Annotated in this window: 15 protein-coding genes and 1 pseudogene; 7 read left to right on the top strand and 9 right to left on the bottom strand. The window is 55.1% G+C overall.

Translation table 11 applies throughout. The features are described 5' to 3' along the window. Positions 1–25: 25 nt before the first annotated feature. From hycI to hycA, 9 genes and pseudogenes are all read right to left on the bottom strand, one after another. Entirely contained in the window at positions 26–496 is a 471-nt protein-coding gene (gene hycI / locus CRI63_RS15020) for a hydrogenase maturation peptidase HycI (RefSeq protein ID WP_000132961.1), read from the bottom strand. After that, positions 489–899 (bottom strand): formate hydrogenlyase assembly protein HycH, encoded by a 411-nt coding sequence (hycH, locus tag CRI63_RS15015; protein ID WP_001291921.1) that lies wholly within the window; start codon positions 897–899, stop codon positions 489–491. The genes hycI and hycH overlap by 8 nt, the downstream gene beginning before the upstream one ends. Then, positions 896–1,664: pseudogene (gene hycG, locus CRI63_RS15010) on the bottom strand (formate hydrogenlyase subunit HycG). The gene hycH and the pseudogene hycG overlap by 4 nt, the downstream one beginning before the upstream one ends. Beyond that, positions 1,664–2,206, bottom strand: a complete 543-nt coding sequence (gene hycF, locus CRI63_RS15005) for a formate hydrogenlyase subunit HycF (RefSeq protein WP_000493785.1) — start codon at positions 2,204–2,206, stop codon at positions 1,664–1,666. Before hycF ends, hycG begins: the two are co-directional and overlap by 1 nt. Before the next feature lie 9 nt (positions 2,207–2,215). Then, positions 2,216–3,925 carry a formate hydrogenlyase subunit HycE gene (gene hycE / locus CRI63_RS15000; protein WP_001288122.1) on the bottom strand — a complete coding sequence of 570 codons (1,710 nt, stop codon included), beginning with the start codon at positions 3,923–3,925 and terminating at the stop codon, positions 2,216–2,218. 17 nt (positions 3,926–3,942) lie between these two features. Further along, entirely contained in the window at positions 3,943–4,866 is a 924-nt protein-coding gene (gene hycD / locus CRI63_RS14995; RefSeq protein ID WP_000115226.1) for a formate hydrogenlyase subunit HycD, read from the bottom strand. A gap of 2 nt (positions 4,867–4,868) precedes the next feature. After that, a complete protein-coding gene (gene hycC / locus CRI63_RS14990) occupies positions 4,869–6,695 on the bottom strand; it encodes a formate hydrogenlyase subunit 3 (RefSeq protein ID WP_135519981.1) in 1,827 nt (608 codons plus the stop codon). Then, positions 6,692–7,303: a formate hydrogenlyase subunit HycB gene (hycB, locus tag CRI63_RS14985; protein ID WP_001079186.1), complete on the bottom strand. Its 612-nt coding sequence runs from the start codon at positions 7,301–7,303 to the stop codon at positions 6,692–6,694. The genes hycC and hycB overlap by 4 nt, the downstream gene beginning before the upstream one ends. 124 nt (positions 7,304–7,427) lie before the next feature. Next, a complete protein-coding gene (gene hycA / locus CRI63_RS14980) occupies positions 7,428–7,889 on the bottom strand; it encodes a formate hydrogenlyase regulator HycA (protein ID WP_130207632.1) in 462 nt (153 codons plus the stop codon). A 213-nt stretch (positions 7,890–8,102) separates the two neighbouring features. On the opposite strand from hycA, the gene hypA reads away from it, so the two are divergent. The 7 genes from hypA (at position 8,103) to CRI63_RS14945 (ending at position 14,343) form a co-directional block, all read left to right on the top strand. Further along, the gene (hypA, locus tag CRI63_RS14975; RefSeq protein ID WP_130207634.1) at positions 8,103–8,453 is read left to right on the top strand and encodes a hydrogenase maturation nickel metallochaperone HypA; all 351 of its coding nucleotides are present in this window, start codon (positions 8,103–8,105) and stop codon (positions 8,451–8,453) included. Positions 8,454–8,456: 3 nt separating this feature from the next. Beyond that, positions 8,457–9,329 carry a hydrogenase nickel incorporation protein HypB gene (gene hypB / locus CRI63_RS14970; protein ID WP_064528082.1) on the top strand — a complete coding sequence of 291 codons (873 nt, stop codon included), beginning with the start codon at positions 8,457–8,459 and terminating at the stop codon, positions 9,327–9,329. Next, positions 9,320–9,592, top strand: a complete 273-nt coding sequence (gene hypC / locus CRI63_RS14965) for a hydrogenase 3 maturation protein HypC (protein ID WP_000334874.1) — start codon at positions 9,320–9,322, stop codon at positions 9,590–9,592. The genes hypB and hypC overlap by 10 nt, the downstream gene beginning before the upstream one ends. Then, a complete protein-coding gene (gene hypD, locus CRI63_RS14960; protein WP_130214459.1) occupies positions 9,592–10,713 on the top strand; it encodes a hydrogenase formation protein HypD in 1,122 nt (373 codons plus the stop codon). Before hypC ends, hypD begins: the two co-directional genes overlap by 1 nt. Then, positions 10,710–11,720 (top strand): hydrogenase maturation carbamoyl dehydratase HypE, encoded by a 1,011-nt coding sequence (hypE, locus tag CRI63_RS14955; protein ID WP_135519979.1) that lies wholly within the window; start codon positions 10,710–10,712, stop codon positions 11,718–11,720. Before hypD ends, hypE begins: the two co-directional genes overlap by 4 nt. Before the next feature lie 71 nt (positions 11,721–11,791). Continuing rightward, positions 11,792–13,870, top strand: a complete 2,079-nt coding sequence (flhA, locus tag CRI63_RS14950) for a formate hydrogenlyase transcriptional activator FlhA (RefSeq protein WP_135487379.1) — start codon at positions 11,792–11,794, stop codon at positions 13,868–13,870. Between the two features lie 44 nt (positions 13,871–13,914). Further along, positions 13,915–14,343, top strand: coding sequence for a TOBE domain-containing protein (locus CRI63_RS14945; protein ID WP_131162378.1), 429 nt, complete (start codon positions 13,915–13,917; stop codon positions 14,341–14,343). Positions 14,344–14,359: the final 16 nt, after the last annotated feature.

The raw sequence follows: 14,359 nt of genomic DNA, 5'->3' as shown, positions 1-14,359 counted from the left end.
ATCCCCTGAATTCCTTACTGAAAAACTACTCTTCTTCCACCGCTAACTGCGCGAATCCGCCGTTCCCTTCCCAGCCTTCCAGTCGTTGATAAACGGTTTCTACCGCATCTTTAATCGGCTGGGTCATCGGGTAGTAAAAGCCGACGATATCCGGCTGGATGCCGAGGAAAATCACTTCGCCAATGTCTTCTTTCAACTGATCGATAAGGTAGTTCAACGGCATATTATGGGTAGTCATCATAAACATCTCGGCGATGTCATCCGGGTCGATGATGCGGATCTCGCCGGGGTTTAACCCCATATCCGTGGCGTCGACAATCAGTAACCGCGTAGGGCGCAGTTCACGGATGGCGACGATGTCGTTTTCCGGTGCGCTACCGCCGTCAATCACTACCCAGTTACCTTTCGGCGCGGCGGCGCACTTTTCCGCCAGCAGCGGGCCTGCGCCATCATCGCCCATCATGCTATTGCCAACACAGAGTAAAACGTCAGTCACGCAGTCTCCTCACCATCAAATAGATGGCGTTTTCCTGATGAATATCATGCAGCATACTTAACAGCATTGTACTCCATTCCTGCTGCTGCGAAGTTTGCGCTGCCCGGGCTTTATCGAATGCATTGGCCAGCATCGGCACATGGTTAATGTCGATGACGATCTCACCATATTTCGGCACACCTTCCATTTTGCGGCGGGCTTCGCTGCCCGCCTCCAGTGTGGCAATCCATGCCAGATATTCATCCCATGGGCAGGTGAGCGCCGCTTCCAGGCAATCGATAACCCCAAGGTGGTGACCAATCGCCAGGCTGTAATAGACCACCTGCTGCGCCTCGGCGGGCGTGGCATCGTTCTCATCAATAAATTTACGGCTCAGTTGACTGAACACCACCTTTTCACTCATCGGATACGCGCCTCTTCAACAACATGATTCAGATGGCTGACAATCTCGTTCAGACGCGGATCGTTTTCCGCTTCCAGCCAGCGTGCAACCTGTTCTTCGCCCTGCCCTAATTGCGTCAGGAAGTCATCGGCAATCTGACGACCGTAACGATAACCCGCCAGGCGGCGTGCTTCTCGATCCACTTTCACACGCAGCGGCTGCACCATATCGCCATGCAGGATCTCCGCCGGTTGTTCATCCTGCTCACCCGGCCCACGGGCGTGAATTTTCTGCTCCAGCAGGCCGAGTGCCATTGCAAAGCCGTACAGCGTGGCGGCTGGTGTTGGCGGGCAGCCAGGGATATAAACATCCACCGGGACGATTTTATCCGTACCGCCCCACACGCAGTAAAGATCGTGGAAAATGCCGCCGCTGTTACCGCACGCACCGTAGGAGATACAGATTTTCGGGTCCGGCGCGGACTGCCACGCACGTAGCGCAGGGGATCGCATTGCACGGGTGACCGCGCCCGGTAAACAGTAAAATATCCGCATGACGCGGTGAAGGAACGACTTTAATGCCGAAGCGTTCTGCATCGAACAGCGGCGACAAAGTGGCGAAAATTTCGATTTCACAGCCGTTGCAGCCGCCACAGTCCACGCGGTAAACATAGGCAGAACGTTTGATTTTTTTCAGTAACGACGCCTTCATACTGGCGATGGACTCATCCACCGTCATCGGGACCGGAATGCCGTTGGCGTCACGGGGGCCTAATAAATTGCTCATCAGATGGCCTCTTTCATATGGCGAGTCAGTTCAATACGGTCGGACGGCACCAGGCATTTCTGGCGCTTACATTCCGGGCAAGTCTCAAAGCTTTCGCGGTGGTTTTCCGCGCGGCTGTCGCCGTTGTGCTTAAGCAGCGCAATGGCGTAGTCGATCTCTTTCTGGACAGCGAAAGGACGATTGCAGACGCGGCAGTTGCACAGCGCAAAGCGGGACTGTTGCAGGAAATCTTCTTTCTTCCACACCGCCAGTTCGTACTCTTGCGACAGTTTGATTGCCGCCGTCGGGCAGACTTCTTCGCAGCGTCCACAGAAGATGCAGCGCCCGAGATTAAACTCCCACGCAAGCTCTCCTGTGGCGAGGTCAGTTTCAACCGTTAAGGCGTTTGACGGGCAGGCATTGACGCAGGCCGCGCAGCCGATGCACTGCTGCGGGTTCTGCTCTGGCTTACCACGGAAGTTTTTATCAACCGCAATCGGCTCCAGCGGATAAGACGAGGTCGCCGTGCCGGTTTTGATAACTTTTTTGATAAAGGTAAACATGGCGATTCCTTATTTCAGCGGCGAGTTTTTACGCTCAATGCTGTAGCGCTCGAGTTCTTTGTACGGCACCACTTTGCTCTTCTTCTTACGCACATCGACCACGGTCATGCGGTCGGTACAGGAATAGCAAGGGTCGAGGCTACCGATAATCAGCGGCGCATCGGAAACGGTGTTGCCGCGCAGCATGTAGCGCAGGGTCGGCCAGTTCGCGTAGGTCGCGGCACGGCAGCGCCAGCGGTACAGCTTCTGGTTGTCGCCGGTCATGCTCCAGTGGATATCGTCGCCGCGCGGCGCTTCGGCAAAGCCCAGCGCGAAACGGTGCGGAATGTAGGTAAAGCCTTCCACCATCAGCGGGCCGCCCGGTAGGTTATCCAGACCGTAGTCGATCATGTTCAGCGCGGTATAGACTTCGTTGATACGCACTTTCAGACGGGAAATAACATCGCAGCCCTGCTCGCTGTGCACTTCCATTGGCAGCAGGCCATAACCAACAAACGGATGATCGGCACGGGTATCACGGGCGTGACCGCTGGCGCGGACCATCGGGCCGACGTTACTGAAGTCTCGGGCGATTTCCGGGTCCAGACGACCAATGCCAACGGTGCGCTGTTCCATGTTCGGTGTGCTCAGCAGCACATCCACCAGCTCCTGCACTTCACGACGCATTTGTTGCGCCAGCTGGCGGGTCTGGATCATGTCGTCTTTCAGCAGATCGCGACGAATCCCGCCGATCAGGTTCAGGCCGTAGGTTTTACGCGCACCGGTAAGGATCTCTGCCATTTTCATGGAGGTTTCACGCACGCGGAAGAACTGCATAAAGCCGGAGTCAAAGCCGGTAAAGTGGCAGGCGAGGCCGAGGTTGAGCAGATGCGAGTGCAGGCGTTCCACCTCCAGCAGAATGGCGCGGATCATCTGCGCGCGTTCTGGCACCTGAATACCCATCGCGTTTTCCACCGACGTGGTGTAGGCGGTGCTGTGGGCGAAGCCGCAGATCCCGCACACACGGTCAGAGAGGAAGGTCACTTCGTTGTAACCCATGCGGGTTTCCGCCAGTTTTTCCATGCCGCGATGGACGTAGAACAGGCGGTAGTCGGCGTCGATAATGTTTTCGCCATCGACGAACAGACGGAAGTGACCCGGTTCGTCAGAAGTGACGTGCAGCGGACCAATCGGCACGACGTTGTTTTTCTTGTCGCCCAGTTCGTTGATGAACTCGTAGGTTTCAGCATCGGTGGTCGGCGCCGGACGCTGACGATAATCCATGCTGTCTTTACGCAGCGGATAAAGTTCATCCGGCCAGTCATCCGGCAGCACCAGACGACGTTCATCCGGCAAACCAACCGGAATCAAACCGTACATATCGCGCACTTCACGCTCGCCCCACACTGCCGCCGGAACACGCGGCGTCACGGACGGATACTCCGGTTTGTTGGCGTCAACTTCGACGCGAACCGTAATCCAACACTTAGTGCCCTTCTCCATCGACAGCACGTAGTAAACGGCGTAATGACCATTCAGTTTGCGTTCGTCGTTACCAAACAGCACCGACAGCCAGCCACCCTGTTTGTAGTAAAGAAACTCCACCACTTCCGGCAGGTAGTTCACCTTTACGGTGACAGTCAGCTGATCTTTGGTCTGCCAGGCGTGGTCCAGCACGACGCCCGGAAAAGCCTCATTCAGCGCGGCGAGATAATGTTGACCTAATTTTTCTTCAGACATGCTCAAACTCTCTTTAATCACGCCGCCAGCAAGGAGACGAACGCTAAAAATGCAAAGCCAAACCCAGCCCAGGTAATGCGCGGAGTAATATCAAGACGCAGACGGGCCATGCTGTTTTCGAATAGCGCGATAACCAGGACGCCGACCACCAGTTTGACGATGGCAATCACCAGCGCCAGCAGCAGCCCACCGACGGTGAAGGTTTCCATTTGTCCCCACGGAATAAACACCCCGACGAACATCTGCAACACCACCAGCTGTTTCAGGCTGATACCCCATTTCATGACGCCAAAGCCGCTGCCGCTATACTCAGAGAGCGGACCTTCCTGCAACTCCTGCTCGGCTTCCGCCAGGTCGAACGGCAGTTTGCCCATTTCGATAAAAGTGGCGAACGCACAGGCACAAAGCGCCAGCACCAGCGGAATGCTTTGGCTCAGCGGCCAGTGATAAACGGTGTCGGTGATGTTGCTGATGTTGGTGGAACCGGCAACCTGTGCGGCAACCCACAGACCAAGCAGCAGCATCGGTTCGACCAGCACGCCAAGCATCGCTTCACGACTCGCGCCGATAGCGGTAAACGGGCTACCGGTATCCAGACCGGAAATGGCAAAGAAGAAACGCGCGATGGCAAAGAGATACAGTAAGGTGATCAAATCACCCAGTTGCGGCAGCGGAGAACCAACGGTCACCACCGGCAGCGCAGTAGCGATAGTCAGCATGACGCCCACCATCACATACGGCGTCAGGCGGAACACCCAGCCGGAGGCATCCGGGCCAACGCTCTGACGCCCCAGCAGTTTGATAATGTCGCGATACTCCTGCAACACGCCCGGCCCGCGACGGTTATGCAAGCGGGCGCGCGCCACGCGGGTTATACCGGAGAGCAGCGGCGCAACGGCAAATAACACCAGCGCCTGAATTAACGGATATAAAACACTCATTCTCAGGCTCCTCGTGAAACAATAATCACCACCAGCACCGCCAGTTCAACCAGCGCCATCCGGCGGAACAGCAACGCACTCCCCTCGCACTGCCAGCCCGGCACCAGCGACACCGGATTCAGCCATTTGCGCAGTTTCAGCACTGGCGCAAACGCCTGTTTAACCGGCATGGCAAAACCGTGAGCGGTAATCACCATTGATTTTTCGTGGTCGTAGCCGCACACCCAGGCAGCGCCACGGGAACGTGACGGCAAACGGTCGCCTTTGCAAATCGCCATAATGATGAATGGCAGCAGCGGGCAGGCAATCAGCAGCAACGTGATCATCGGTTGAGAAACGGTGGTGTTAGCAGGCTCCAGCGGCAGAGGCACCGCAGCGGAGAGCATCGGCAGCAGCCACGGCGCAGCAACACCGCCAATTACGCAGCAAATCGCCAGAGCCACTACGCTTACGCTCATCAGGAGCGGCGCACAGGTGGCGTTTTCGGCTTCTTTGGTACGCGGCGCACCGAGGAACGTGACGCCATAGACTTTCGCCACACACATCACCGCCAGCGCACCGGTAATTGCCAGCCCCACAGCGAGCAGCGGCCCCAGCAGACGGGCAACAAACGCGCCACTATTGCTCAGTTTGAAGAAGGATTGATAGATAACCCATTCCCCGGCAAAACCGTTCAGCGGCGGCAGCGCAGCCATTGCCATCAGCCCGACTAACATAGCGATGGAGATAACCGGCATTTTCTTGCCAATACCACCGAGTTTTTCGATATCGCGATGACCGGTACGGAACCAGACGCTCCCCGCCCCGAGGAACAGTACGCTTTTGAACAGGCTATGGTTAAGCAGATGGTACAGCCCACCGACCAGGCCAAGAGCAATCAGCGCCGGTTGTTCGAGTGCGATACCCGTTACGCCAGCGCCCAGCCCCAGCAGGATGATGCCGATATTTTCCAGGGTGTGGTAAGCCAGCAGGCGCTGGATGTTGTGCTCCATCAGCGCATACAGACCGCCGACGAACGCGGTGATCATGCCGAGCACCAGCAGCGCGATCCCCCACCACAGCGGCGCGTTACCGCCCAGCAGCGACAGGGTTAAAATGCCCAGCAGGCCAATTTTCATGACTACCGTAGAAAACAGCGCAGCAGCTGGCGCAGAGGCGTTAGCATGTGCCTGTGGCACCCAGCCGTGCAGCGGGATAATCCCGGCGAGCAGGCCAAAGCCAATCACACCGAGCAGCCAGATATCGGAACCGAGCGGCAGCTGTTGCACGTGCATATCCAGCAGGCGCAGATCCAGCGTGCCGTAACGCTGCCACAGTAGCCAGCAAGCAATCGCCAGCAGCAGAGTGCCAAGACGTCCCAGCGCAAACCACAGTTTGCCCTCTTTGCTGTTGCTGGTGAGGAACACCGCGCACAGTGCCATGATTTCGGCCATTACCACGAACATGCCGATGTTGCTGGCGATGACGGCGCAGACGGCGGCAGCCATCAACATATTGATCTGCAAGCCGTTGCACTTCACCTGTGCGTGGCGATGCCAGTCAATGTTGTAGAGGCTGACAAACAGGCCGCACAGGCCGAGCGTAATCAGCCAAATCGCATTAAGCGGAGAGATTTGCACATCGTAGCTTACCAGCGACAGCGCACCGCTCACGCCGACCGCGCCAGTCAGCACAGTGAAGCCCGCTGCTGCCGTGTACAGGCTACCGACTGCGCCACCAATTCCGGCAATCCAGCCGCTTAGTGCCTTATGAAAAGAAAAGAGAAATGCCAGAACAGCGGCGGCGGCAAACCACGCCACGCCGCTATTGATCAGGGAAATTGCGCTCATTTAGCCTCTCCACTTTGAGCCTGCTGAAACAAGGTGAGATCGCCAAAGTCCGTGTTAAAGGTCAGCTCACGCTTACGTTTGCTGACGCGGGCGATATCGGTGTTATCCACCAGATGCAGGGCTTTAGTCGGGCACATCCGCACGCAGGCCGGACCTTGTTCATCAAAGCTACAAAGGTCACATTTGACAGCGATCGCGCGAATACCCGGCACCCAGTCAAGCAATGTGCTGACACGCGCCGGAGCAGGCGGTGCCGGTGGCGCTTTCGGGGTATTGGCATTTGCAGGAATATCCAGCGGACGGCTACCGGAAAATTCGATTGCGCCGAACGGACAGGCGATGCCGCACAGTTTGCAGCTTACGCACAGGCTTTCATTCAGCTGCACGGCCCCATCAACACGAGTGATAGCATTAACCGGGCAGACCACCGCACAGGGTGCATCTTCACAGTGGTGACAGAGCTGCGGCGCAGATTCTTTTTCATTAAGCATCACTCTCAGGCGCGGCATAGACTGAAGGCCGTGCTGGCGATGCGTCTCTGAACAGGCGGCCTCACAGGTGTGGCAGCCGATACAGAGCGTGGAGTCAGCAATTACAAAACGATTCACCGGGCATTCCTCAGGTGATTGTCATTTTTGACGAAAACATGCCGATGAAATGTCATTTTCGACACTCATCGACACGCCCATCCCCAAACAGGCATGATGCCTGCAAACCGGACAAAGCCTCAGCTCATGCTGCTGAGCTTTGTCCCTTTACCAGTTGGCTTAAATTCACCGGCGTATTGTTCTCAATGGCGGTGTATAAGTTGTCGTAAACACCAGCGATTTTTTCGAGATAGTGTTCCAGAACCTGTTCGCGATTGCGGATGTTGACCTTGCCATCAATCATGCCGTCAATGCTTAACTGAGCCTGTGCAATCAGCTGCTTGTCTTCGCCGTCTTTCGTTTCGACGTAGTACTCGATGGTGTGGCTGTTAAAACCATCCGCCAGGGTGACGTAGATGCGAAAATGTTCAAAAAGTACGAAACAGAGTTCTTTATCTGGCGCGCAACTCATGGCGTGGTGCAGACGCGCTTTTGATAACGTGATCCCCTGAACCAGCGAATTGCAGTAGATATGCCACTGGTCCTGTAGGCGACGATGCCGCTGTGCGATGTAATCGGCTTTCTCGCTTATTTCCCAAATAGTCATTGTCAGGTTACCCGTTTAACAGAGATGCCTGCCTTAAGCATTTTTTTGTGCCAATTTTTTATCTCATTGTTATTTATATATTTTTCATAAGACAACCGACTTTCGACGCCATGACGACGTGTCATTTCGACATCATCGACATTGTTCACATCAGGGATAATCAACACTGGCATAATTATTGCTTGTCACGGGCAACAGTTAATGGGAGGCGATATGCACGAAATAACCCTCTGCCAGCGGGCACTGGAATTGATCGAACAGCAGGCCATACAGCACGGCGCAAAACGCGTAACTGCGGTCTGGCTCAAAATTGGCGCATTTTCTTGTGTCGAAACCAGCTCTCTTGCCTTTTGTTTTGATCTGGTTTGCCGCGGCAGCGTGGCAGAAGGTTGTAAACTGCACCTCGAAGAACAAGAGGCCGAGTGCTGGTGTGAAACATGCCAGCAGTATGTGACGCTACTGACCCAGCGCGTCCGCCGCTGTCCACAGTGTCATGGCGACATGCTGCGCATTGTGGCAGACGACGGTTTACAGATTCGGCGGATAGAAATAGACCAGGAGTGAGCGATGTGTACAACATGCGGTTGCGGTGAAGGCAACCTGTATATCGAGGGTGATGAACATAACCCTCATTCCGCGTTTCGTAGCGCGCCATTTGCTCCGGCGGCACGGCCGAAGATGAAAATCACCGGCATTAAAGCGCCTGAATTTACCCCCAGCCAGACCGAAGAAGGCGATCTGCATTATGGTCACGGCGAAGCGGGCACTCATGCGCCAGGTATGAGCCAGCGTCGGATGCTGGAAGTCGAAATTGACGTGCTGGACAAAAACAACCGTCTGGCTGAACGCAACCGCGCGCGCTTTGCTGCCCGCAATCAGTTGGTGCTCAACCTGGTTTCCAGCCCTGGTTCCGGTAAAACCACGCTGCTGACGGAAACCTTAATGCGCCTGAAAGATAGCGTTCCGTGTGCGGTGATTGAAGGCGACCAGCAAACCGTGAACGATGCCGCCCGCATTCGCGCTACCGGCACGCCAGCGATTCAGGTGAACACCGGTAAAGGCTGCCATCTTGACGCTCAGATGATTGCCGACGCCGCGCCGCGCCTGCCACTGGACGATAACGGTATTCTGTTTATCGAAAACGTTGGCAACCTGGTATGCCCGGCCAGCTTCGATCTCGGTGAAAAACACAAAGTGGCGGTGCTTTCCGTTACCGAAGGTGAAGACAAACCGCTGAAATATCCGCATATGTTTGCCGCCGCCTCACTGATGCTGCTCAACAAAGTTGACTTGCTGCCGTATCTCAATTTCGACGTTGAGAAGTGCATCGCCTGCGCCCGCGAAGTCAATCCAGAAATTGAAATCATCCTTATTTCCGCTACCAGCGGCGAAGGGATGGACCAGTGGCTGAACTGGCTGGAGGCACAGCGATGTGCATAGGCGTTCCTGGCCAGATTCGCACCATTGACGGCAACCTGGCGAAAGTCGACGTCTGCGGCATTCAGCGCGATGTCGATTTAACGCTAGTCGGCAGCTGCGATGAAAACGGTCAGCCGCGCGTGGGCCAGTGGGTACTGGTTCACGTTGGCTTTGCCATGAGCGTAATTAATGAAGCCGAAGCGCGTGACACTCTCGACGCCTTACAAAATATGTTTGACGTTGAGCCGGATGTCGGCGCGCTGTTGTATGGCGAGGAAAAATAATGCGTTTTGTTGATGAATATCGCGCGCCGGAACAGGTGATGCAGTTAATTGAGCATCTGCGCGAACGTGCTTCACATCTTTCATACACCGCCGAACGCCCTCTGCGGATTATGGAAGTGTGCGGCGGTCATACCCACGCCATCTTTAAATTCGGCCTCGACCAGTTACTGCCGGAAAACGTTGAGTTTATCCACGGACCTGGTTGTCCGGTGTGCGTTCTGCCGATGGGCAGAATCGACACCTGCGTGGAGATTGCCAGCCATCCGGAAGTCATCTTCTGTACTTTTGGCGACGCCATGCGCGTACCGGGGAAACAGGGGTCGTTGTTGCAGGCAAAAGCACGCGGTGCTGATGTGCGCATCGTCTACTCGCCAATGGATGCGTTGAAACTGGCGCAGGAGAACCCAACTCGTAAAGTGGTGTTTTTCGGCTTAGGGTTTGAAACCACCATGCCGACCACCGCAATCACGCTGCAACAGGCAAAAGCCCGCAATGTGCAGAATTTTTACTTCTTCTGCCAGCACATTACGCTGATCCCCACGCTGCGCAGTTTGCTGGAACAGCCGGACAATGGCATCGACGCGTTCCTCGCGCCGGGCCACGTCAGTATGGTAATTGGCACCGACGCCTATAATTTTATCGCCAGCGATTTTCATCGCCCGCTGGTGGTCGCTGGTTTCGAACCACTTGATCTACTGCAAGGCGTGGTGATGCTGGTAGAGCAGAAAATAGCGGCCCACAGCAAGGTAGAGAATCAGTACCGGCGAGTGGTGCCAGATGCGGGTAATTTGCTGGCACAACAGGCGATTGCTGACGTCTTCTGCGTCAATGGCGACAGCGAATGGCGCGGCTTAGGCGTGATTGAATCTTCTGGTGTGCACCTGACGCCGGATTATCAACGATTCGATGCCGAAGCACATTTCCGCCCGGCACCGCAGCAGGTTTGTGATGACCCGCGCGCACGTTGTGGTGAAGTATTGACCGGCAAATGTAAGCCGCATCAATGCCCGCTGTTTGGTAACACCTGTAATCCTCAAACCGCATTCGGCGCACTTATGGTTTCCTCCGAAGGAGCATGTGCCGCATGGTATCAGTATCGTCAGCAGGAGAGTGAAGTGTGAATAATATCCAACTCGCCCACGGCAGCGGCGGCCAGGCGATGCAGCAATTAATCAACAGCCTGTTTATGGAGGCGTTTGCTAATCCGTGGCTGGCAGAACAGGAAGATCAGGCTCGTCTTGACCTGGCGCAATTAATGGCAGAAGGCGATCGTCTGGCCTTCTCCACTGACAGCTACGTCATCGACCCGCTGTTCTTCCCTGGCGGTAATATCGGCAAGCTGGCGATTTGCGGCACGGCCAATGACGTTGCGGTCAGCGGCGCTATGCCACGTTATCTCTCCTGTGGATTTATCCTCGAAGAAGGATTGCCGATGGAGACGCTGAAAGCGGTAGTGACCAGCATGGCAGAAACCGCCCGCGCGGCAGGAATCGCCATCGTCACTGGCGACACTAAAGTGGTACAGCGTGGGGCGGCAGATAAACTGTTTATCAACACCGCAGGCATGGGTGCGATCCCGGCGAATATTCACTGGGGAGCACAAACTCTCACCGCAGGCGATGTTCTGCTGGTTAGCGGTACGCTCGGCGACCACGGAGCAACTATCCTTAACCTGCGCGAGCAGCTGGGGCTGGACGGCGAACTGGTTAGCGACTGCGCGGTACTGACGCCACTGATTCAGACGCTGCGCGACATTCCCGGCGTGAAAGCGCTGCGCGATGCTACCCGTGGTGGAGTGAACGCGGTAGTTCATGAGTTCGCGGCAGCCTGCGGTTGCGGTATTGAACTTTCAGAAGCAGCGCTGCCGGTTAAACCTGCCGTGCGTGGCGTTTGCGAATTGCTGGGCCTGGATGCCCTTAACTTTGCCAACGAAGGTAAGCTGGTGATTGCTGTAGAGCGTAACGCGGCAGAGCAAGTGCTGGCGGCGCTGCGTTCCCACCCACTGGGACAAGATGCGGCATTAATTGGCGAAGTGGTTGAGCGTAAAGGTGTTCGTCTCGCTGGGCTTTATGGCGTGAAACGAACTCTCGATCTACCACACGCCGAACCGCTACCTCGTATATGCTAATAAAAATCTAGCCCCTGGAATTTGTCATTTACCTTTTGCACCGCTTAGCGGTGCTTTCCTGGAAGAACAACATGTCGTATACACCGATGAGTGATCTCGGGCAACAAGGGTTGTTCGACATCACTCGGACACTATTGCAGCAGCCCGATCTGGCCTCGCTGTGTGAGGCTCTTTCGCAACTGGTAAAGCGTTCTGCGCTCGCCGACAACGCAGCTATTGTGTTGTGGCAAGCGCAGACTCAACGTGCGACTTATTACGCGTCGCGTGACAAAGACAATCCCATTAAATACGAAGACGAAACCATTCTGGCACATGGTCCGGTGCGCAGCATTTTATCGCGCCCTGACACACTGCACTGCAGCTACGAAGAATTTTGTGACACCTGGCCGCAACTGGCTACGAGTGGGCTATACCCCAAATTTGGTCACTATTGCCTGATGCCGCAGGCCGCGGAAGGACATATTTTTGGCGCCTGTGAATTTATTCGTTATGACGATCGCCCGTGGAGCGAAAAAGAGTTCAATCGACTGCAAACATTTACGCAGATTGTTTCTGTTGTCAGCGAGCAAATTCAGAGCCGCGTCATCAACAATGTCGACTACGAACTGCTATGCCGGGAACGGGATAACTTCCGCATCCTGGTTGCCATCACCAACGCGGTACTTTCTCGCCTGGACATGGACGAGCTGGTCAGCGAAGTGGCGAAAGAAATCCACTACTACTTCGATATCGACGATATCAGCATCGTTTTACGCAGCCACCGCAAAAACAAACTCAACGTTTACTCCACTCACTATCTCGATAAACAGCATCCCACTCACGAACAAAGTGAAGTTGATGAGGCCGGAACCCTCACCGAGCGCGTATTTAAAAGCAAAGAGATGCTGCTGCTTAATCTCCACGAGCGAGACGATTTAGCCCCCTACGAACGCATGTTGTTCGACACCTGGGGCAACCAGATCCAGACGCTGTGCCTGCTACCGTTGATGTCTGGCAACACCATGCTGGGCGTGCTGAAACTGGCGCAGTGCGAAGAGAAAACCTTTACCACCACTAACCTGAGTTTGCTGCGCCAGATTGCTGAACGTGTGGCGATTGCCGTGGATAACGCCCTCGCCTATCAGGAAATCCACCGTCTGAAGGAGCGCCTGGTTGATGAAAACCTTGCTCTGACCGAACAGCTCAATAATGTGGATAGCGAATTTGGCGAGATTATTGGTCGCAGCGAAGCCATGTATAGCGTGCTCAAGCAGGTTGAGATGGTAGCGCAAAGCGACAGTACCGTACTCATTCTCGGTGAAACGGGGACGGGTAAGGAACTGATTGCCCGCGCGATCCACAATCTCAGCAACCGCAATGGTCGGCGAATGGTGAAGATGAACTGCGCCGCCATGCCTGCCGGATTACTGGAAAGTGACCTGTTTGGTCATGAGCGTGGTGCCTTTACTGGTGCCAGCGCTCAGCGCATTGGTCGTTTTGAACTGGCGGATAAAAGCTCGCTGTTCCTCGATGAAGTGGGCGATATGCCGCTGGAGTTACAGCCGAAGTTGCTGCGCGTATTGCAGGAACAGGAATTCGAACGCCTCGGCAGCAACAAAATCATTCAGACGGACGTGCGTTTAATCGCCGCGACTAACCGCGATCTGAAAAAAATGGTCGCCGACCGCGAGTTCCGTAGCGATCTCTACTACCGCCTGAACGTCTTCCCGATTCATCTGCCGCCGCTGCGCGAGCGCCCGGAAGATATTCCGCTGCTGGCTAAAGCCTTTACATTTAAAATTGCCCGCCGCCTGGGTCGTAATATTGACAGCATTCCTGCCGAGACTCTGCGCGCATTGAGCAATATGGAATGGCCAGGTAACGTGCGCGAACTGGAAAACGTCATTGAGCGCGCGGTGTTGCTGACTCGCGGTAACGTTCTACAACTCTCTTTACCCGATATCCCTCTGTCAGAACCTGAAACACCACCGGCCGCGACGGTCGTCGCCCAGGAAGGCGAAGATGAATATCAACTGATTGTCCGCGTATTAAAAGAGACTAATGGCGTGGTTGCCGGGCCAAAAGGCGCTGCACAACGTCTGGGGTTAAAACGCACCACTCTGCTGTCACGGATGAAGCGGCTGGGGATAGATAAAGCGGCATTGGTTTAACAGATGTGGTTATACTCGATCAACATTCAATGAAAGGAGGCAGTATGGCAGTTTCAGCAAGAAATCAATTAACCGGAACAGTTAGCGCAGTCGCAATGGGCGCGGTGAATGATGAAGTAGAACTGACGCTGGCAGGTGGCGCAAAGCTGGTAGCGGTTGTTACCCACAGTAGCCAGCAAGCCCTGGGGCTGGCAAAAGGGAAAGAAGCGATTGCCCTGATTAAAGCCCCGTGGGTAACGCTGGCAACGGAAGACTGTGGACTGAAATTCTCTGCTCGCAACCAGTTTGCTGGCAGCGTGTCGAAAATCACCGAAGGCGCAGTGAATGCCACTGTCCATATCAAAACAGATGCGGGTTTTGAAGTTGTGGCAGTGGTAACCAATGAAAGCCAGGATGAAATGAAACTCACCACAGGATCGCGCGTTATTGCATTGATCAAGGCATCAGCAATCCTGATTGCGACCAAAGCGTAAGCGCCGTACTTGCCGG

The sequence above is a fragment of the Escherichia sp. E2661 genome (genome assembly GCF_004745185.1).
Lineage (GTDB): Bacteria > Pseudomonadota > Gammaproteobacteria > Enterobacterales > Enterobacteriaceae > Escherichia.
Note: the sequence above shows the minus strand (reverse complement) of the source record. Positions and strands in the feature narration are given on the sequence as shown.

What these genes read in the sequence shown, in the direction of transcription:
- hypD (WP_130214459.1), top strand. Translation starts at nt 9,592, where the DNA reads ATGCGTTTTGTTGATGAATATCGCGCGCCGGAACAGGTGATGCAGTTA.
- hypC (WP_000334874.1), top strand. Translation starts at nt 9,320, where the DNA reads ATGTGCATAGGCGTTCCTGGCCAGATTCGCACCATTGACGGCAACCTG.
- hypA (WP_130207634.1), top strand. Translation starts at nt 8,103, where the DNA reads ATGCACGAAATAACCCTCTGCCAGCGGGCACTGGAATTGATCGAACAG.
- hycA (WP_130207632.1), bottom strand. Translation starts at nt 7,889, where the DNA reads ATGACTATTTGGGAAATAAGCGAGAAAGCCGATTACATCGCACAGCGG.
- hycD (WP_000115226.1), bottom strand. Translation starts at nt 4,866, where the DNA reads ATGAGTGTTTTATATCCGTTAATTCAGGCGCTGGTGTTATTTGCCGTT.
- hycC (WP_135519981.1), bottom strand. Translation starts at nt 6,695, where the DNA reads ATGAGCGCAATTTCCCTGATCAATAGCGGCGTGGCGTGGTTTGCCGCC.
- flhA (WP_135487379.1), top strand. Translation starts at nt 11,792, where the DNA reads ATGTCGTATACACCGATGAGTGATCTCGGGCAACAAGGGTTGTTCGAC.
- hypB (WP_064528082.1), top strand. Translation starts at nt 8,457, where the DNA reads ATGTGTACAACATGCGGTTGCGGTGAAGGCAACCTGTATATCGAGGGT.
- hycF (WP_000493785.1), bottom strand. Translation starts at nt 2,206, where the DNA reads ATGTTTACCTTTATCAAAAAAGTTATCAAAACCGGCACGGCGACCTCG.
- hycE (WP_001288122.1), bottom strand. Translation starts at nt 3,925, where the DNA reads ATGTCTGAAGAAAAATTAGGTCAACATTATCTCGCCGCGCTGAATGAG.
- CRI63_RS14945 (WP_131162378.1), top strand. Translation starts at nt 13,915, where the DNA reads ATGGCAGTTTCAGCAAGAAATCAATTAACCGGAACAGTTAGCGCAGTC.
- hycH (WP_001291921.1), bottom strand. Translation starts at nt 899, where the DNA reads ATGAGTGAAAAGGTGGTGTTCAGTCAACTGAGCCGTAAATTTATTGAT.